The sequence below is a fragment of the Dietzia sp. UBA5065 genome, from assembly GCA_002415925.1.
Lineage (GTDB): Bacteria > Actinomycetota > Actinomycetes > Mycobacteriales > Mycobacteriaceae > Dietzia.
In genome coordinates this window covers 1-18,145 of record DIAZ01000014.1, presented here as the reverse complement: position 1 = coordinate 18,145, position 18,145 = coordinate 1, and the positions used below count along the sequence as shown (strand labels likewise).

Here is an 18,145-nt window from a genome sequence, read left to right as displayed (position 1 = left end):
CGTGTCGACGAGGTCCGGGCGCGTCAGGACCAGACGAGCACCGACCAGAGGATCAGCTGCGTCACGCAGAAGCCGGCCAGCATGTTGAGCACCAGGAAGCGCTTCCACCCCTCGTTGGTGCGCTCGGCGTCGGCGTCGGTGACCCGCGTGTAGGCGGCCACGGTGGCGAGGTACGGCAGGATCGCGAACGCGGCCCCCGAGGCCGGCCACGGCGCCGCCGCGAGCAGGACCACCACGGCCGCCGCGTAGCAGGCCAGCGCGAACCACACGGCGGCCCGCGCGCCGAGCACCGTGGCGACCGATTTGAGGCCCGCCTCGCGGTCGAAGCGCACGTCCTGCACGGCCCCGAACGCCTGGGACGCGGCGCCCCACAGCATGAACGCGATCAGGCACCCCCACACCCCGCCGGTCAGCTCCGCACCGGCGATGGTCCAGCCGACGATCGCCGGGGAGACGAAGTGGAAGGCGGACGTCACCGAGTCGAGGAACGGGATCTCCTTGAACCGCAGCCCCTTGGCGCTGTAGGCGATCACCGCGAACGCGCTCGCGGCCAGCCACAGCGACGACACCCCCGAGCCCACCACCACGAGGTACACCAGGAACGGCACGGTGGTCACCGCCGACGCCACCAGCGTGGCGCGGTGCCGCGACCGCTCGAGCACGGCGCCCTCGACGCCGCCCTTGCGCGGGTTACGCATGTCGGACTCGTAGTCGAAGACGTCGTTGATCCCGTACATCGCGAGGTTGTACGGCACCAGGAAGAACAGGGTCCCGATCACGCCGAGCAGGTCGAACCGGCCGGTGGCCAGGAAGTAGGCCAGGGCGAACGGGGCGGCGGTGTTGACCCACGACACCGGCCGGGAGGACCAGAACAGCGTGGTCAGCAGACCCGGCGACGCGGGCCGCTCCGGGGTGCGGACCGCGTCGTCGTCGCGGGGTCCCTGGGTGCCGACACCCGCCAGCGCGGCGTCCCCGCGGCCCGACACGGTCGGGTTCACCGCCCCGGCACCACGCGGTGACCCCGCGGTGAGCACCGCCCACACCGACGGCACGAACACGGCCGCGGCCACGGCGTAGGCGAAGTCCTCGATCGGGGCCACGCCGAGCCGGATCCCGCTGGTGAGGGCGTCGTCGTAGGCCACCAGACCGGCGGAGATCATGAGGTTGTCGAAGACCGCGGTGAGGACGAGCATCACCACGAGCGAGCCGCCCACCCCGACCAGCCAGCGGCGCCGCTCGGCCCCGCGCAGGCGCCACGCGGCGATGAGCGCGGCCGCCACCACGGGGATGGACATGGTGAGGTTGAGGGTCGTGTACAGGCCGGTCACGGGCGCTCCCCCGCCGTCCCGGACAGCGGGTCCGCGCCGGCCCCGGAGCGCCGGCGGGCCAGGTGCTCGACGGCCGCGGCCGCGCCCGTCGCGCAGACCAGGGCGAGGTAGGACAGGAACGTCAGGAACACGACCTCCTCGACGGGGATCTCCGGCGCCACGGTCAGCCCGGACATGAAGTCGGTGACGCCGCGGAAGAACACCCCGCTGCGCACGCCCAGCACGTCCCAGGTGAGGAACAGGGCGACGGCGGCCGTGACGGAGAGCGCCGTGGCCGCCGGGGCGCGGAACGCCGCCAGCCTCCAGCGGTGGTCGATCACCACGACGCCCGCGAACGAGACGACCTGGACCGCCAGGTAGGCCAGCCCGATCACCGGTCGGACACTGCTCTGTCGAACACCGTGCCGCCGCCCGGCTCGGCCACGGGCGCGGTGCTCGTGTCGCCGCGGACGTGCTTGAGCACCAGCTCGGCGCTGATGAGACACATGGGCAGCCCGATCCCGGGGATCGTCGAGGCGCCGGCGTAGTAGAGCCCGTCGACGTGCGCGGAGACGTTGCGGGTCCGGAAGAACGCGCTCTGCGCGAGCGTGTGGGCCGGGCCCAGCGCCGTGCCGCGCCAGGCGCCGAGGTCCGCCTCGAGGTCCGCGGGGGCGATCGTGCGGCGGACCACGATCCGCTCGGCCAGGTCGGGAATCCCCGTCCAGTCGGCGATCTGGGCGATCGCCCGGTCGGCGGCGGCCTCGATCCGCGGGTCGCCGTCGCCGTCCACGCCGCCGTGGCCGAGTCCCGGATCAGCGGGGATCGGCACCAGCACGAAGAGGTTCTGGTGCCCCTCCGGCGCGACGCCGGTGGCCGGGTCGGTGTCGGTCGCGCTGGGCCGACAGACGTAGAGCGAGGCGGGGTCGGGGATGTGGGTCCGCTCCCCGAAGATGGCGTCGAACCCCTCCTCCCACTTCTCGGTGAACAGCAGGGTGTGGTGCGCGAGCTGCGGCAGCTCGCCGCGGACGCCGAGCAGCATGAGCAGCGCGCCGGGCCCGGGGGTCCGCGAGTCCCAGTAGGACTGCGGGTAGGTGCGGAGCTCCTCCGGAAGCCACCGGGTCTCGAGGTGGTGGAGGTCCGCGGCGCCGACGACGAGGCCGGCTGGGAGCGTCCGCTCGAGCCCGTCCCGGTCGCGCACGCGCACCCCCGTCACCTGCGCCCGTGCCCGCCGGAACCCGCGGCCGCCCGGGCGGCCGGCGCCGCTACCCGGCGCGGTGACCAGCTCGACCGCCTCGGTGCCGGTGTGGATGCGCACGCCCTGCGCCTCCGCCACGCGCCGCACGGCCGCGATCACCTCGGTGAACCCGCCGCGCGGGTAGAGCACGCCGTCGGTGAGGTCGAGGTGGCTCATGAGGTGGTAGATCGAGGGCGCCAGGTACGGCGAGGACCCCAGGAACACCGCGGGGTAGCCCAGGATCTGCTGGATGCGGCGGTCGGTGAACCGGCGCGCCACGTACGACTGCAGCGGCTGCGCCAACCGCGCGACGAGCGTCCCCGCGCGCCGCAGCACGTCAGGCCGCACCAGGGCCGGGTACGAGGTGAAGTTGGTGTAGAGGAACCGGCGCAGCGCCAGCTCGTAGGTGGTGCGGGCCGAGTCGAGGTACCTGCCCAGCACCCGCCCGGCGCCCGGCTCGAGCGACTCGAACAGCGCGGTGGAGGCGGCGCGGTCCGAGCGCACGTCCACGGACTCCTGGCGCCCCTCGAAGTACACCCGGTACCCCGGGTCCAGGCGCGCCAGGTCGAGCTGCTCGTCGGCGGAGGTGCCGCAGAGGCGGAAGAAGTGGTCGAACACCTCGGGCATGAGGTACCAGGACGGGCCGGTGTCGAAGCGGAAGCCGCCGCTCGACCAGCTTCCCGCGCGGCCCCCGACGGCGTCGGTGGCCTCCACCAGCGTGACGTCCCGGCCCTCCCGGGCGAGCAGCGCGGCGCTCGCCAGGCCGGCGATGCCGCCCCCCACCACCACGACGGGACCCCCGGGGGCCTGCCGGGCGCTCATCGGGCGACCGCCCGACCGGAGCGGGCACGCCCATGCCCGGAGCTACCGCGACCCGCGGCGGCCCGGCCGATCACGGCGAGCTTGACCGGGTTCGGGACCCGCACACGGCCCGCGCTCACCCCGGCGGCGCCGGCGGCGCCGGCGGCGCGGAGGCGGTCGTTGAGTTCGGCGAACAGGTCGTGGGCGGCGAGCACCGCCAGCCGGTCGCGCCCGGGGATCCTGTCGATGGCCGCGCGGGCGACCCGCAGGTCGGCGTCCACGTCGTCGGCCAACTCCCGCACGTCCCTGTCCGTCAGCGCCCGCGGGTCGCGTCCCGGCAGGTAGTTACGACCGAGGTCGAAGGAGTCCTCCCGGACGTCCCGGAGGAAGTTCACCTTCTGGAACGCCGCACCGAGTGCGCGCGCCCCGGCGGCCGTCTCGTCGTCGTCGCCCAGCCCCCCGCCCGCGAAGGTCCGCAGGCACATCTCCCCGATCACCTCGGCCGAGCCGTGGATGTAGCGGCGTAGCGACTCCTCGGTGTGCTCGGTGACGTCGAGATCGGCCTCCATCGAGTCGTAGAAGGGGTCGATCAGCCGGGCGTCGATCCCGAAGCGGCGGGCGGTGTCGGCAAAGGCGTGGGTGACCGGGTCCGGGTCCAGGCCCCGCTCGATCGCGCGGTGGGTGCGGCGGCGCGCCTCCGCGATGAGCTCGCGGGCGCCGGCCGGGTCGTCGATCATGGCGCCGTCCACCACCTCGTCCCCCACGCGGGCCCACGCGTAGATCGCGGCGACGTGCGGCCGGGTGTCGGGGGCGAGCAGGCGGCAGGCCAGGGCGAAGGAGGTCGAGTACCGGCGCAGGATCACCTCGCTGCACTTCCGGGCGGCCTCCGTGAACTCGGCGTGCGGGCTCTGCGGGGTCATCGGGTCCTCTCGAGGGCGGTGGCCAGGTGGGCGTCGAGCGCGGCGCGCAGGTCGTGCGGGACGGCCGGGGAGTCCAGGGCGGCGCGGGCGGCGGTGACCAGGTCCTCGGCGATGCCCAGAGCATATTCGCGGGCCCCGCTCGCGCGCAGCAGCTCCCGGGCCGTGGCGGGGTCCGGACGGGTGCCGCCGGTGTCGACCCCGCCGGTGTCGGCCCCGCCGAGCGCGGCGTCGATCCCCGGCCAGGCGTCGGTCGCGGCGGCGTGGGCGAGCAGCACGGTCGGCGCGCGCCGCAGCAGGTCGCCCTCGTTGGACTTGCCGGTGACGGCGGGGTCGCCGAACACGCCCAGCACGTCGTCGATCACCTGGTAGGCGGTGCCCAGGTGGCGGCCGGTCTCACGCAGCGGGTCGATCAGTTCCTCCGGCGCGCCCGCCAGCACCGCCCCGAGCACCAGCGGCAGGACCACCGAGTACGCCGCGGTCTTGGCGGCGCCGATCGCCAGCGCGCGATCCCGGGTCGGGGGCTCAGGATCGGCGGCCCCGTGGACGTCCGCGTACTCGCCGGCGATCGAGGCCACCACCGCCCGCTCGACCTCCTCGAGGGCGCGGCGGAGCACGGGAGCCGGAACCGGGAGGCGGGCGAACTCCCCCATCGCCGCCACGAGCAGCAGGTCGCCGCCGAGCAGCCCGCCGACCATCCCCAGGTGTCCCGCGGTCTCCGCCGACGCACCCCGTTCCGCGGCCCGGGCCCTGGTGCGTCCCTGGAGGTTCGGTTCGCCGCGGCGCAGGTCGTCGCCGTCCGCCAGGTCGTCGTGGACGAGGAACGCCTCGTGCAGCAACTCGAGGGCCTGGGTCGCGCTGGCGCGCACGGCCTCGTCGCCGCCCCCGGCGCGGGCGTAGACCGCGTCGAAGAGCGCGGAGCGCATCCCCTTGCCGGAGCGGGTGCTGCGGCCCAGGTCCGTCACCCAGTCCTCGACGGCGGGGCCGAGGCCCTCCGGCAGGTCCCGGGCGGTCATCCGGTGGGCTGCGGTTACCGATACCAGTGTCATGTCTGGTTGTTCGGAGCCGGCGCTGGCGTGGATACGTCTCACCTCGATTCTCCTCGACGAGAAACTGCGCCTCCGGACTCGGCAGGCGGCCGGAGACCACGATCGCACAGTGCCGCTCACTGGGCCACCCACCGGACCACTCCCGCGCCGCCCCGAAATGCACGAAGACCCCCGCTTGTGGCAGGGGTCCCGCGTGCCAGATGATGGATTCGAACCAACGTAGGACTAAGCCGACGGATTTACAATCCGCTCCCTTTGGCCGCTCGGGCAATCTGGCGTGCACCCTTGAGGGCGCTACGACACGATACAACGCCGGTGACCCCCGGTGCCAAATCGGGGGCGGGTGGGGCGGGTAGCCTGGCCGGGATCGACCCACCCCACGTAAGGAGCGCGTCCATGGCCTCGGAGTCCTCGTTCGACATCGTCTCGGAGTTCGACCGCCAGGAGGTGGACAACGCGCTCAACCAGGCCGCCAAGGAGCTGGGCACCCGCTACGACTTCCGCGGCACGGACGCGACCATCGAGTGGAAGGGCGAGGACGCGGTGGAGATCGTCGCCAACTCCGAGGACCGCGTCCTGGCCGCCAAGGACGTGTTCATCGAGAAGCTGGTCCGCCGCGGGCTCAGCATGAAGGCGCTCGAGGTGGGCGAGCCCATGCCGTCGGGCAAGACCTTCCGGCTGGTCGGCTCCCTCAAGCAGGGCATCGACAAGGAGAACGCCAAGAAGATCACCAAGCTCCTGCGCGACGAGGGCCCCAAGGGCGTCAAGGCGCAGATCCAGGGCGAGGAGATCCGCGTGTCGTCCAAGAAGCGCGACGACCTCCAGGAGTGCATCTCGCTGCTCAAGAACGCCGATCTCGAGGTCGCCCTGCAGTTCACCAACTACCGGTGACCCCCTTCCGGTGACCTCCCGCACCGGTGTGGGCGCCGCCTCGGTCGCCCTGGTGGGCGCGACGATGCTGGCGGGGTGTGCGGTCGACGAGGCCTCCCGGACCCTCACCGTCTTCGCCGCCTCCTCGCTCACCGGGGCCTTCACCGAGATCGCCGAGGACTTCGAGCGGGACAACCCCGGGGTCCGGGTCCGCCTGTCCTTCGGCGGCTCCTCCGGCCTGGTCGACCAGATCGCCGGCGGCGCCCCCGCGGACGTGCTCGCCTCCGCCGACACCGCCACCATGGACCGGGCCCGCGCGGCCGGCCTCGTCGCCGACGATCCCCAGGTCTTCGCCACCAACGTCCTCACGCTCCTCACCCCGCCCGGGAACCCCGCGGGGATCACCGGACTCGACGGCTCCCTGGACGGGAGCCGCCTGGTGGTGTGCGCGCCGGCGGTCCCGTGCGGGGCGTCCGCCCTCGCGCTGGCCCGCGCGGCCGGGGTGGCGCTGCGCCCGGTGAGCGAGGAGTCCGGCGCCACCGACGTGCGGGGGAAGGTCGCCTCGGGCGAGGCCGACGCCGGGATCGCCTACGTCACCGACGCGACCGCCGCCGGCGACCGGGTCGAGCGGGTCGAGATCGCCGGGGCGCAGGTCCACCCCAACCGGTATGCCGTCGCGGCGCTCGAGCGCACCGAGCTCGCGCGGGGCTTCGTCGACGCCGTCACGGGCGCCGAGGGCAGGGCCGTCCTCGGCTCCTTCGGGTTCGGCCCGCCGTGACCCGGCCCCCGCTGCCCCGGTGGCTGCTCGTCCTGGCGACGCTCGCGGTGCTGCTCGCCGCCGTCCCGCTGCTCGGCATGGCGGTGCGCCTGCCGTGGGCGGACCTCCCGCTCCTGCTCTCCTCCGAGTCCGCACGCGAGGCCGCGCTGCTCAGCCTGCGCACGTGCGCGCTCTCCACCCTGCTGTGCGTCCTCGTCGGCACCCCCCTGGCGGTGCTGCTGTCCCGCAGCCACGGGCCGCTGGCCGCGCTCGCCCGCACCGTCACCGCGCTGCCCATGGTCCTGCCGCCGGTCGTGGCGGGCCTGGCGTTGCTCGTCACGCTCGGCCGCACCGGTGTGGTGGGCAGGCACCTGTCGGTGCTGGGCGTGGAGATCGGGTTCACCACCGCCGCCGTGGTGATCGCGCAGACGTTCGTCGCCATGCCGTTCCTCGTGGTGTCGCTGGAGGGCGCCCTGCGCTCGGTGGACGCCCGGCTGGAGCGCACGGCCGCCTCCCTCGGCGCCTCGCCGAGCCGCGTCCTGTGCACGGTGACGCTGCCTCTCGTCCTGCCCTCCCTCGCCGCCGGCGCCACCATGTCCTTCGCCCGCGCGCTCGGCGAGTTCGGCGCCACCCTGACCTTTGCCGGCTCGCTGCAGGGCACCACGCGCACCCTGCCGCTGGAGATCTACCTGACCCGGGAGGCCGACACCGACACCGCCCTCGCGCTGGCCTTCCTCCTCATCCTCTCCGCCGCCCTGCTCATGGCGGCCTCGGCGGTCGTACGCCGGGCGGTGGTCCGTGGCTGACCGCCCGCCCGCCGGACCGGCCACCCACCTCGACTGCCGCGTCGACGCCCGCGACGTCGAGCTCCTCATCTCCGTCCCCACCGGACGACGGCTGGCGATCGTCGGCCCCAACGGCGCGGGCAAGTCCACGGCCCTCCTGCTGCTGGCCGGGCACCTGCGCCCCGACTCCGGGTCGGTCCGCCTCCACGGCAAGACCGTCAGCTCGCCCCGGACCCACGTCCCCGCGCACCGCCGTCGCGTGGTCTCCCTCGAGCAGAATCCCGGGCTCTTCCCCCACCTGACCGTCCTCGACAACGTGGCGTACGGCCCCCGCGCCCGCGGCCTCGGCCGCGCCCTCACGCGCGCCCGCACCGAACTCGACGCGGTGGGCCTCGCCGCCCTCGCCTCGCGCAGGCCCCACCAGCTGTCCGGGGGTCAGGCCCAGCGGGTGGCGCTCGCCCGGGCGCTCGCCGTGGATCCGGACCTGATCCTGCTCGACGAGCCGCTGGCCGCCCTGGACGTGGAGGCCGCGCCCGACATGAGGCGGGTCCTGGCCGATCGGCTCTCCGGACGCACGACGGTCATCGTGACCCACGATCCACTGGACCTGTGGGCGCTGGCGGACCTCGTCGTCGTCGTCGCCTCCGGCCGCGTCGTCCAATCCGGCACGGTCGAGGACGTCCTCTCCCGCCCGGGCTCCGACTTCGTCGCCCGCCTTTCCGGTGTGTCCCTCCTGTACGGGACGGCCCTCGACGACGGGCTCCGCACCCCCGGCGGGGACCTCATCGGGGTCCGCCCTCCCTCCGGCTGGCGGCCGGGGGCAGACGCGTTCGCGACCATCGATCCGCGGGCGGTCGCCGTCCACGTCACCAACCCCTGCGGCACCCTCGACACACACGTCTCCTGCCACCCCGCCAACTCCCTGCCGGCACGAATCTCAAGCCTCACCCCGGCAGGGGCGCTCACGCGGGTCACCGCAATCCTCCGGGACGGGCAGCGCGTCGACGCGGAGATCACCAGCCGCCACGCCGCCACCAATCTCCTCTCACCGGGCGTTCCCGTGACCCTCCTCGTGGACGCCTCCACAGTTAAAATCCATCCCCGCTGATCCAGGCTGAGTTCTGCTGATTTCCGCCCCACCCCGCCCCTGCCGGTCAAGCGGAGGGTTTGGTCGCACACACGGCGATTCTTGTCGCAGCCACGGGGCTCGATCGGCGGTCAGGGCACGCTGGGTGCTACCAAACCCACGGGAGCTGCCACCCGATCGCCCCGCGACGCCGTCGGCCGCGCCGGCTGACGCTATCGGCAGTCACGCCGACGCCCGTCAGCCTCACTCGGCAGTCACGCCGGGGCCCGTCAGCTGACGCGATCGACCGTGAAACGCACCAGCCGGCGCAGCGCCTCGTTGGCGGGGCCGGCCGGCAACGCGTCGAGCTCGGTCATGGCGTCGGACACGTACTGCTCGAGCGTGGCCCGGGCGCGACGCATGCCGTCCGAACCGCGGAGCAACTCCAGCGCCTCGGCCACCTCGGCGTCGTCGTCCAGGGGCCGGCCCAGCAGCTCCCGCAGCCTGCCGCCGTCGGCGGAACCGGGCTCGAGCGCGTAGATCATGGGCAGCGTGTGCACACCCTCGCGCAGGTCCGTGCCGGGCGTCTTGCCCGAGTCCTCGGACGGCGAGGCGATGTCGATGATGTCGTCGGCGATCTGGAACGCGATCCCCACCGCGTCCCCCAACCGGCGCAGGTGCCCGATCTGCTCGGCGTCCGCGCCCGAGTACTCGCCACCGAACTGGGCGGCAGCCGCGATGAGCGACCCGGTCTTCTCCCAGATCACCCGCAGGTAGTGACTCGCCTCGTCTGCGTCGCCCTCCCCAAGCCCGACGGTCTCCCGCATCTGCCCCGTCACCAGCTCGGCGAACGTCTGCGCGATGAGCTGGACGGCGGCCGGCCCGAGGTCCGCCAGCAGCATGGAGGAGTGGGCGAACAGGAAGTCGCCGGCGAGGATCGCGGTGGAGTTGTCCCAGCGGCTGTTGGCGGACTCGACGCCGCGGCGCATGCTCGCCTCGTCCATCACGTCGTCGTGGTACAGCGTCGCCAGGTGGATCATCTCGCACACCACGGCGGCCTTGACCAGTCGCTCGCGGTCGGGCTCGGGGCCCAGCTCGCCCGCGAGGAGCGTCATCACGGGCCGGAAGCGCTTGCCGCCGGCGGTGACCAGGTGCAGGGCCACCTCGGAGAGGAAGTCCTCGCCGGTCTCGAGCCTGCCCACCAGGAGCTCCTCGACCTCGACGAGCCGGTCCCTCAGCAGAGCCGCGAGGTCGGCGTCGCCGACGTCCACGCCCGCCACCACGTGGCCGGGCGCCGTCTCCGCGGTGCCGGTCGTCACAGAATCGCTCGACATCCCCACTCGTCCTCGTCGCCTCGTGCGGGCCGGCTCCGACCGACCCTCACGACAGACTACGGTCCCCGGCCACGGGCTGCGGAACCCCACCCCGACCGAGGTGCCGCCGACCCCGGCGGGCACCGACCTGCCACCATGGTGCGCATGGAGTCACGGCCGCCCCTTCCCGCCTCGACCGACGTCCTCGTGGTGGGCTGCGGCCCTGCCGGTTCCGCCACCGCCACGTGGCTGGCCCGCGCCGGGCGCGAGGTCACGGTGCTCGACGCCGCGACCTTCCCACGGGACAAGACCTGCGGCGACGGCCTCACGCCGCGGGCGATGCTCGAGGTGGACCGGCTGGGCCTGGGTTCGTGGGCTCGGGACCGGATCACCATCGAGGGCCTCGAACTGCGGGGCTTCGGCCGCTCCCGGCGCGTGCCCTGGCCGGCCGGCGAGCACGGCGGGGTCGGCTCGGCGGTGCGGCGCACGGTGTTCGACGACCGGCTGCGGCAGACGGCGGTCGACGCGGGCGCCCTGGTGGTCGACGGCGTGCGGGTGACCGGCGTGGAGAGGGGCGACGACGGCGAGGTGACCGCAGTCCGGGCCGGCGACGATCGCATCGCGTGCCGGACGCTCGTGCTGGCCGACGGCGTCCGCTCGCCCGTCGGCCGGATGCTCGGTCGGACGTGGCATCGCGACACGGTGTATGCCGTGGCGGCGCGCTCGTACGTCCGCTCCGGCAGGCATGATCATCCGTGGATCGGGTCCGATCTCGAACTGCGCGACGAGGCCGGGGCCATCCAGCCCGGGTACGGGTGGGTGTTCCCGCTCGGTGACGGCGAGGTCAACCTCGGGGTGGGCGCCCTCGCGACCTCGTCCCGGCCGGCGGGCGTCGCGGTCAAGGACCTCCTACATCACTACGCCCGTAGTGTCCGCGCCGACTGGGCGCTGGATGGGGAGCCCCGCTCGGTGACCTCGGCGTTGCTGCCGATGGGCGGGGCGGTCTCCGGGGTGGCCGGGCCGAACTGGGCTGCGGTCGGCGACGCCGCCGCCTGCGTGAACCCGCTCAACGGCGAGGGCATCGACTACGCGCTCGAGGGCGGCCGGTTGCTGGCCGAACTCATCTGCTCGGGAGCGGTTGCCGGTTCGGGCCGCGCCGGCCGGGACCTGACCCGGGCCTGGCCTGAGTTGCTGCGGAGCACGTACGGCCGCTCCTTCGCGATCGCGCGGGACGCCGCCCGCCTGCTCACCCTGCCGCAGTTCCTGCCGCTGGCCGGGCCGGTCGGGATGCGCTCGCAGGCGCTGATGACCGCGGCGGTGCGCTGCATGTCCAACACGGTGGCGGATTCGGACCGCGACGTGGTGGCCCGGGGCTGGCGCGCTGCCGGGTCGATCGCCCGCCGCCTCGACCGCCGCCCGCTGTTCGCCGACTGATCAACCCGCCCCGCCCCCGACTCACGCTGCCCCTCTGCCCGCCACCCGGCCGGCCCGGCCCGCCCGGCTTACGCTGCCCCTATGCCCGCCACCCGGCCCGGCTTACGCTGCCTCTCTGCCCGCCAACCGCCCCGGCTTACGCCGCCTCTCTGCCCAGCGCTGCCCGAATGGACCACACCCGCAGCGCAAGCCGCCCCAAACCGGGCAAACACGCAGCGCACCCGCCGGGGCTGGGCTGGGCGGTGGGCAAAGGCGCAGCGCACCCAGGGGGGCTGGGTGGGGCGGTGGGCGAAGGCGCAGCGCACCCAGCCCCACTCCACCCAGCCCGCCCCGGCCTACGCTGCCTCTCTGCCCGGCGCTGCCCGAATGGACCACACCCCCAGCGCAAGCCGCCCCAAACCGGGCAAACACGCAGCGCACCAGGGGGGCGGGGCGGGGCGGTGGGCAAAGGCGCAGCGCAGCCAGGGGGGCTGGGCGGGCCGAGACGCAGCGCAGCCAACCCCACTCCACCCAGCCCGCCCCGGCCTACGCTGCCTCTCTGCCCAGCGCTGCCCGAATGGACCACACCCCCAGCGCAAGCCGCCCCAAACCGGGCAAACACGCAGCGCAACCGGGGGCTGGGGCGGGGCGGGGCGGGGAGGTGGGCAAACATGCAGCGCACCCGGGGGCGGGGGCTCAGGCGGGGCGGCGGGCCAGGTGGATAGCGGCGATCCCGCCGGTGAGATTGGTGACGCTGCAGCGCTCCCAGCCGTTGGCCTCCACGAGGGAGCGGAGAGTCTCCTGGTCCGGCCAGTCGCGGATCGACTCCGCCAGGTAGACGTACGCGTCGGGATTCGAGGACACGCTCGTGGCGATCTTCGGCAGCGCCCGCATGAGGTAGTTCATGTACACGGCACGGAACGGCGGGAACACGGGGGTCGAGAACTCCACCACGGCCAGCCGCCCGCCGGGCTTGACCACCCTCGCCATCTCGCGCAGGCCCGCGGCGGTGTCCTGCACGTTGCGCAGGCCGAAGCTGATGGTCGCGGCGTCGAAGGACTCGTCCGCGAACGGCAGCCTCATGGCGTCGCCGGCGACCTTGGGCACGTCGCGGCCGGCACCGGCGCGCAGCATGCCCAGCGAGAAGTCCGCGGCCACGCACCACGCACCGGACTTGCCCAGCTCCACGGTCGACACCGCGGTGCCGGCGGCCAGGTCGAGGATCCGCTCCCCCGGCCGGGGCGCGAGCAGGGACCGCGCACGGCGGCGCCACACGTGATCCATGCCCCCGGAGAGGATGGTGTTGGTCAGGTCGTAGCGCTTGGCCACGCCGTCGAACATCGACGCGACGTCGCGGGGCTGCTTGTCGAGATCGGCACGGGACACGGGGTCGACGCTACCCCGCCACCGGGCCGCGGACCCCCACCGGCCGGGGCGGGCGCTCAGGCCACCACCCGCGAGGCCCGCCCGAGGCCGACCCGGCCGGGTGCCGAGCGGGCGCCCGCGGCGCCGTAGTGGTCGAACAACTGACCGCAGACGGCGTCCCAGGTGCGGCCCTCGACGGTCGCGCGGGCGGCCGCGGCCAGTCGCGCGTGGTCGGCCAGCACCAGGTCGACGGTCCGGGAGATCTCCGCGGCGTACCGCTGCGGGTCGAGCAGGTACCCGTTGACGCCGGCCTGGACGAGGTCGCGCGGGCCGCCCCGGTCGGGCCCCACCACGGGCACGCCCGAGGCCTGCGCCTCCTGGATCGCCTGGCAGAACGTCTCGAACTCCCCGGCGTGGCAGAACACGTCGAGCGTGGCGTACGCCTGCCCGAGCTGCTCGCCGTGGAGCTCGCCGGTGAAGATCGCGTGGGGCATGGCGGCCTGGAGGGCGGGGCGGTCGGGGCCGTCGCCGACGACGACGAGGGTCAGGTCCCCGTCCGGGCCCGACCTGTCGGCCAGGGGCTGGAGTCGCTCGACGTGTTTCTCCGGGGCCAGGCGGCCGACGAAGCCCACGACGGGCCGCCCCTCCGGGGACCACAGCCGGTGCAGGGCCCCGCTGCGGCGGGACGGGGAGAACTGCACGGAGTCGACGCCCCGGCCCCACCGGTACAGGCGCGGGATGCCGTGACCCGCCAGATCCGCCATCGCGGCGGAGGACGGCGCGAGGGTGCGGTCGCACGTGGTGTGGATCGCCCGGGTCCAGGCCCGGGCGGCGTCCGCCATGACCCCGACCCCGTACGAGCTCGCGAACCCGGCCACATCGGTCTGGTAGACCGCCACGCAGGGGACGTCCAGGGCGCGGGCGGCGGCGGCCCCGGCGGCGCCGAGGACGAACGGCGAGGCCAGGTGCACCACGTCGGGCCCGAAGTCCCGCAGGGCGTTGTAGACGCTCGGGCTGGGCGCGCACAGCGGCAGCGAGGACACCACGGGCACCCTGACGGCGGTGACGCGGTGGACGGGGTAGCCGAGGTGGTGGTCGGGGTCGCGAGCCCCCGAATCCGGGCCGCCGAGCAGGGGCGCCATGGCGCTGATCAGCGGGTGGGCGCGGACCGCGTCTGCGGCGCCGTGCCAGAACCCGACGGTCCCGGACGGGGCCACCACCAGGCAGTCGTGCCCGTGGCGCCGGGCGTACTCGAGGATCCGCAGGACGGAGTTGGTGACGCCGTTGACGTTCGGCAGGAACGATTCGGTGACGATGGCTACGCGCACGCCCCCACTGTGTCCGGGCCCGGCGACGGCCCGGTGATCACCGGGGGTCGGTGCGGGGAATTCGTGGGGCCGGGCGGTGAACCCTCGGTGACGCGGCGGCGTAGGCCAGCGCGGACAGGGGGACGGCGATCGCGGGCACGCTCAGGGCGGGCAGGACGGCGACGGTCCAGCTTCGGCCCGAGACGCGGACGAGGTCGGGGTTGGCGCGGCGGAACTCCACCTGCACCCGCTGCCCCTCGACGAGCCCGGTCGGGTAGAGCACGCCGGTCACAGGCCTGACCTGCCGTCCGCCGGCGTCGAACTCGACGGCGGAGCGGCGGGCGGTGACCTCGGTGACGGTGGCGGTCGCGCTGCCCAGGTCCTGGTCGATCCGCAGGTCGTTGACGATGCACGCCATCAGGATGAGGCCGGCGGTCAGCAGGGAGAACGCGGCCACGAGCACGGCCACGACCCGCACGATCCGCCGGGTCAGTGCCGCGCGGCGGGCCTGCCGCCCGGTCATCGTCACGGTCACCTGCCGTCCCCGGCGGCGCCGGACCCCGGCGCGTCCGTCCGCAGCGCCTCGGCGCGGAGCGTGGCGTGCAGGTCCCGCAGGCCCACGCGGCTGGTGGCCACCCGCACGACCCGCAGCCCGGCGGGCACGATGTGCCGGTGCTCGACCCGGGGCGCGGTCTCGGCGAGGAGCACCTCGAGCCCGGCGGGGTCGGTGTCGGTGAAGGGCACCCCGAAGCCCGCGCAGAGGGCCCGCAGGTCCGCGCCGTGCGGGGTGCCGAAGACCCGCTCGAAGTCGGTGGCCAGTCGCGGATCGCCCTGCTCGAGGAGGGAGAAGATGCCGCCGCCGTCGTCGTCCGCCACCACGATCGTGAGGTCGTCGGGGTGCGCCTCCCGGGGCCCCAGCAGGAGCCCGGAGAGGTCGTGGAGGAAGGTGAGGTCGCCGAGCAGCGCGACGGTGCGGCCCGGCGCGGACAGGGCGACCCCGATCGCGGTGGACACCGTGCCGTCGATGCCCGAGGCGCCCCGGTTGGCGTGGACGGACACGTCCGGGTCCAGCGGCCCCACGAGGGACAGGTCGCGGACCGCGTTGGAGGCGCCCACCACCAGCGTGTCGCCGCCCCGCACCCCGCGCGCGACGGCCCGCGCCACGTGCAGGCCCGTGGGCGTCTTGGACTCCAGGTGGCGGTCCAACACCCGGTCCACCGCGGCGCGGGCGCGGGCGTCGGCACCGGCCGTGAGGGCGGTCCACTCCGCGTCGACGCCCCACCCGGTGAGGACGGAGTCGGCGAGCTCGGCCGCGCTGCCCGTGGGGTTGGGGGCGTTGGGGCCCGCGTCGAGGATCACCAGGTCGACGTCCGGGTCGGCCAGCAGCCGGGTGACCGCGCGGTGCAGCGTGGGCCGCCCGGTGACGATCACCTGCTCGGGGTGCAGGGCCGGCAGGGCCAGCGGGTGGACCGGGTGCAGCGGGACCGGGGCCCCGGGTTCGGCGACGGTCGGCACCCCCACGAGACCCGCCACGGGCCGGGCCCCCACGCCCGAGACGACCAGCGTCGGGCGGGTGAGGTCCACGGCCACGGCGGAGTGGGCGGGCTCGGAGTCGACGCCCGCCCCGGCGCGCTGGACCCACGGGCGGCCGCCGGGACGCCCCTCCGGGAGTCCGCGGGGACCGTCGCCGGGCGACCCCTCGTCGTCGTCCCCGGCGTGCCGGGGCCCCACCACGAACTCCTCGTCGCCCTCGCCCGGCACCAGCGGCTCGCGGAAGGCGATGTCGACCTGCACCGGGCCGGGGTGGGCCGGGGCGGTGGCGGTGAGGATCGCGCGGCCGATCGCCGACCGCCAGTGCCGGTGCTCGGTCACCGGGTCGCCGGCCGCGCCCACCTCGATCACCGCGCGGGCGTGCGGGCCGAACAGCCCCACCTGGTCGATGGTCTGGTTGGCGCCGGTGCCGCGCAGCTCGGGCGGGCGGTTGGCGGTCAGGGCCAGGATCGGCACGCCGGAGTGGGCGGCCTCGACCATCGCGGGATGGAGGTTGGCCACGGCCGTGCCCGAGGTGACGACGACGGGGACCGGCCGCCGGGACCCCAGCGCCAACCCGAGGGCCGTGAACGCGGCGCCCCGCTCGTCGATCCGCACGTGCAGCCGCATCCGCCCGGTCCGCTCGGCGGCCGCCAGTGCCAGCGCGAGCGGGGCGCTGCGCGAGCCCGGGCAGAGGACCGCGTCGGTGATCCCGTGCCGGATCAGTTCGTCGACCAGGACGCGCGCCTGCGCGGTGCTCGGGTTGCTGCTCGGGGTGCTGCGTCCGGGGTTCATCGCCTCCAGCCTAATCCCGCGGGGTCGCCGCGCCGGCCGCGAGCGTCAACCGCCCAGCCATGTCCGCGAGCGCGGCGCGCAGCCCGTCCGGCGACTCCACGACGAACGGGCCCGGGAGCCGCGCGAGGTACCAGGCCAGCTCGTCGAGGTCGGCGGCCCCGGTCTCCAACCGGCAGGCGGGCCCCTCGGGGTGGTCGACCGGTCGCAGCGCGGTGAGGGTGCCGAAGCCGGGCGGGAAGCGCTCGAGGACCTCGTCGGCGGTCGCGTGGACCACGACTCTGGCCCGGTGCCGGTAGGGGGCGGCGGCCACCGCGCGCTGGACGTGCGTGGCCGGGTCGGGCACGTCCGGGCGGGGGGTGAAGCGCCAGCGGCTGCGATGGACGGCCCGGATGCGGTCCAGGCGGAAGGTCCGCCAGTCGGCCCGCTCGGGGTCGTAGGCCAGCAGGTACCAGCGGCGGCCCAGGACGACGATCCGGTACGGCTCGACCCGGCGCTCGGTGTCCTGTCCGGCGCGGTCCCGGTAGTCCAGCCGTACCTGCTCGGTCCCTCGCACAGCGTGTCCCAGCTCGATCAGCATCTCCGGTTGGACCCGGGCGTCGTCGCCGGGGACGGCCACCATCGACTCGGTGACGTCCGCGACCCTCTCGCGGAGCCTGCCCGGCATGACCTGGTCGAGCTTGGTCAGTGCCCTGAGCGCGTGCTCGCCGACGCCGGCCACCGCTCCCCCGGCGGCCAGGCGGAGCGCGATCGCCACGGCGACGGCCTCGCGGTCGTCCAGCAGCAGCGGCGGCAGCCGGCGGCCCGCCCCCAGCCGGTAGCCGCCCCCGGCCCCGCGCTCGGACTCGACGGGGTACCCCAGGTCGCGCAGCCGATCGACGTCCCGGCGCACCGAGCGGGTGGTGACCCCTAACTCCGCCGCGAGCTCGGGCCCGGACCACACGGCGCGTCGCTGCAGGAGATCGAGCAACCCCAGCACGCGCTGGGTGGTGGGCGTCCGGTCCTCGGCCATGCCGCCAGTCTCGCACCGACAGAGGACGGATTCCGTCCTGAATGGCTGCGACGCTGTGGTGGACGGCCCACCGCGACACCGATCGGAGACCCCGTGACCATCGACTGGACCCACCAGCTCGTCGAGCAGCTCGACTTCCACTGGAACGGCCACCTCCGCCCGCGACTGGAGGGACTGACGGACGACGAGTACCACTTCTCCCCCGCCCCCGACGAACGGACCTGGGACGTGCGACCGCGGGGCACCGGCCGGGCCGGGGTGCAGGGCGGGGTCGGCGACGTCACGATCGACTTCGCCCACCCCGAACCCCGGCCCGCCCCGTTGACGACCATCGCGTGGCGGATCGGCCACCTCGTCGTCGGGGTGTTGGGCGCCCGGTGGCACTCCCACTTCGGCGGGCCACCCCACGACTACATGACCCACCGCTACGCCGGGGACGCCGCCGGCGGACTCGCCCAGCTGGACCGGACCTACGCCGGATGGATGGACGGTGTGCGGCAGCTCGACCCGGACGGGCTCGCCCGGCCCGTGGGCGAGTCCGAGGGGCACTGGGCCGAGTACCCGATGGCCGCGCTCGTCCTGCACATCAACCGCGAGGTCATCCACCACTGTCTCTTATACACATCT

17 protein-coding genes and 1 tRNA gene are annotated in these 18,145 nt (G+C 74.7%); 6 read left to right on the top strand and 12 right to left on the bottom strand.

Going from position 1 to position 18,145, the window contains the following annotated elements; genetic code table 11:
- Positions 1-23 precede the first annotated feature (23 nt).
- The 6 genes from B4M60_RS01270 to B4M60_RS01240 all read right to left on the bottom strand — a co-directional run bounded on the left by B4M60_RS01270 (position 24) and on the right by B4M60_RS01240 (position 5,585).
- Positions 24-1,328 (bottom strand): prenyltransferase, encoded by a 1,305-nt coding sequence (locus B4M60_RS01270; protein ID WP_349679602.1) that lies wholly within the window; start codon positions 1,326-1,328, stop codon positions 24-26.
- Entirely contained in the window at positions 1,325-1,702 is a 378-nt protein-coding gene (locus B4M60_RS01260) for a lycopene cyclase domain-containing protein (RefSeq protein ID WP_291079547.1), read from the bottom strand. Before B4M60_RS01260 ends, B4M60_RS01270 begins: the two co-directional genes overlap by 4 nt.
- The gene (gene crtI / locus B4M60_RS01255; RefSeq protein ID WP_291079546.1) at positions 1,699-3,363 is read right to left on the bottom strand and encodes a phytoene desaturase family protein; all 1,665 of its coding nucleotides are present in this window, start codon (positions 3,361-3,363) and stop codon (positions 1,699-1,701) included. The genes B4M60_RS01260 and crtI overlap by 4 nt, the downstream gene beginning before the upstream one ends.
- Positions 3,360-4,262, bottom strand: coding sequence for a phytoene/squalene synthase family protein (locus B4M60_RS01250; protein WP_291079545.1), 903 nt, complete (start codon positions 4,260-4,262; stop codon positions 3,360-3,362). Before B4M60_RS01250 ends, crtI begins: the two co-directional genes overlap by 4 nt.
- A complete protein-coding gene (locus B4M60_RS01245) occupies positions 4,259-5,275 on the bottom strand; it encodes a polyprenyl synthetase family protein (RefSeq protein WP_291079544.1) in 1,017 nt (338 codons plus the stop codon). The genes B4M60_RS01250 and B4M60_RS01245 overlap by 4 nt, the downstream gene beginning before the upstream one ends.
- Positions 5,276-5,502: 227 nt before the next feature.
- A tRNA-Tyr gene (locus tag B4M60_RS01240) sits at positions 5,503-5,585 on the bottom strand.
- A 119-nt stretch (positions 5,586-5,704) separates the two neighbouring features.
- Here B4M60_RS01240 and B4M60_RS01235 point away from each other — a divergent pair.
- The 4 genes from B4M60_RS01235 (at position 5,705) to B4M60_RS01220 (ending at position 8,828) form a co-directional block, all read left to right on the top strand.
- A complete protein-coding gene (locus B4M60_RS01235) occupies positions 5,705-6,199 on the top strand; it encodes a YajQ family cyclic di-GMP-binding protein (RefSeq protein WP_291079543.1) in 495 nt (164 codons plus the stop codon).
- Between the two features lie 64 nt (positions 6,200-6,263).
- The gene (gene modA / locus B4M60_RS01230) at positions 6,264-6,956 is read left to right on the top strand and encodes a molybdate ABC transporter substrate-binding protein (protein WP_291079583.1); all 693 of its coding nucleotides are present in this window, start codon (positions 6,264-6,266) and stop codon (positions 6,954-6,956) included.
- Positions 6,953-7,741, top strand: a complete 789-nt coding sequence (locus B4M60_RS01225) for an ABC transporter permease (RefSeq protein ID WP_291079542.1) — start codon at positions 6,953-6,955, stop codon at positions 7,739-7,741. The genes modA and B4M60_RS01225 overlap by 4 nt, the downstream gene beginning before the upstream one ends.
- Positions 7,734-8,828, top strand: a complete 1,095-nt coding sequence (locus B4M60_RS01220; protein WP_291079541.1) for a sulfate/molybdate ABC transporter ATP-binding protein — start codon at positions 7,734-7,736, stop codon at positions 8,826-8,828. The genes B4M60_RS01225 and B4M60_RS01220 overlap by 8 nt, the downstream gene beginning before the upstream one ends.
- Positions 8,829-9,076: 248 nt before the next feature.
- On the opposite strand, the gene B4M60_RS01215 is transcribed toward B4M60_RS01220, so the two are convergent.
- Positions 9,077-10,120, bottom strand: a complete 1,044-nt coding sequence (locus B4M60_RS01215; protein ID WP_291079540.1) for a polyprenyl synthetase family protein — start codon at positions 10,118-10,120, stop codon at positions 9,077-9,079.
- Between the two features lie 135 nt (positions 10,121-10,255).
- Here B4M60_RS01215 and B4M60_RS01210 point away from each other — a divergent pair, with 135 nt between their 5' ends.
- Entirely contained in the window at positions 10,256-11,533 is a 1,278-nt protein-coding gene (locus B4M60_RS01210; protein ID WP_414646699.1) for a geranylgeranyl reductase family protein, read from the top strand.
- A 675-nt stretch (positions 11,534-12,208) separates the two neighbouring features.
- Here B4M60_RS01210 and B4M60_RS01205 read toward each other — a convergent pair.
- From B4M60_RS01205 to B4M60_RS01185, 5 genes are read right to left on the bottom strand one after another with little or no spacing between them, the layout of a single operon-like run.
- Positions 12,209-12,898, bottom strand: a complete 690-nt coding sequence (locus B4M60_RS01205) for a demethylmenaquinone methyltransferase (protein ID WP_291079538.1) — start codon at positions 12,896-12,898, stop codon at positions 12,209-12,211.
- Between the two features lie 56 nt (positions 12,899-12,954).
- The gene (locus B4M60_RS01200) at positions 12,955-14,205 is read right to left on the bottom strand and encodes a glycosyltransferase family 4 protein (RefSeq protein WP_291079537.1); all 1,251 of its coding nucleotides are present in this window, start codon (positions 14,203-14,205) and stop codon (positions 12,955-12,957) included.
- Positions 14,206-14,242: 37 nt separating this feature from the next.
- Positions 14,243-14,719, bottom strand: a complete 477-nt coding sequence (locus B4M60_RS01195) for a DUF3592 domain-containing protein (protein ID WP_291079536.1) — start codon at positions 14,717-14,719, stop codon at positions 14,243-14,245.
- Positions 14,716-16,509, bottom strand: a complete 1,794-nt coding sequence (gene menD / locus B4M60_RS01190) for a 2-succinyl-5-enolpyruvyl-6-hydroxy-3-cyclohexene-1-carboxylic-acid synthase (protein WP_291079535.1) — start codon at positions 16,507-16,509, stop codon at positions 14,716-14,718. Before menD ends, B4M60_RS01195 begins: the two co-directional genes overlap by 4 nt.
- A gap of 10 nt (positions 16,510-16,519) precedes the next feature.
- Positions 16,520-17,518, bottom strand: a complete 999-nt coding sequence (locus B4M60_RS01185; protein ID WP_291079534.1) for a helix-turn-helix transcriptional regulator — start codon at positions 17,516-17,518, stop codon at positions 16,520-16,522.
- Between the two features lie 99 nt (positions 17,519-17,617).
- On the opposite strand from B4M60_RS01185, the gene B4M60_RS01180 reads away from it, so the two are divergent.
- On the top strand, positions 17,618-18,145 hold a 528-nt coding region (locus B4M60_RS01180), incomplete at its 3' end, for a DinB family protein (RefSeq protein ID WP_291079581.1).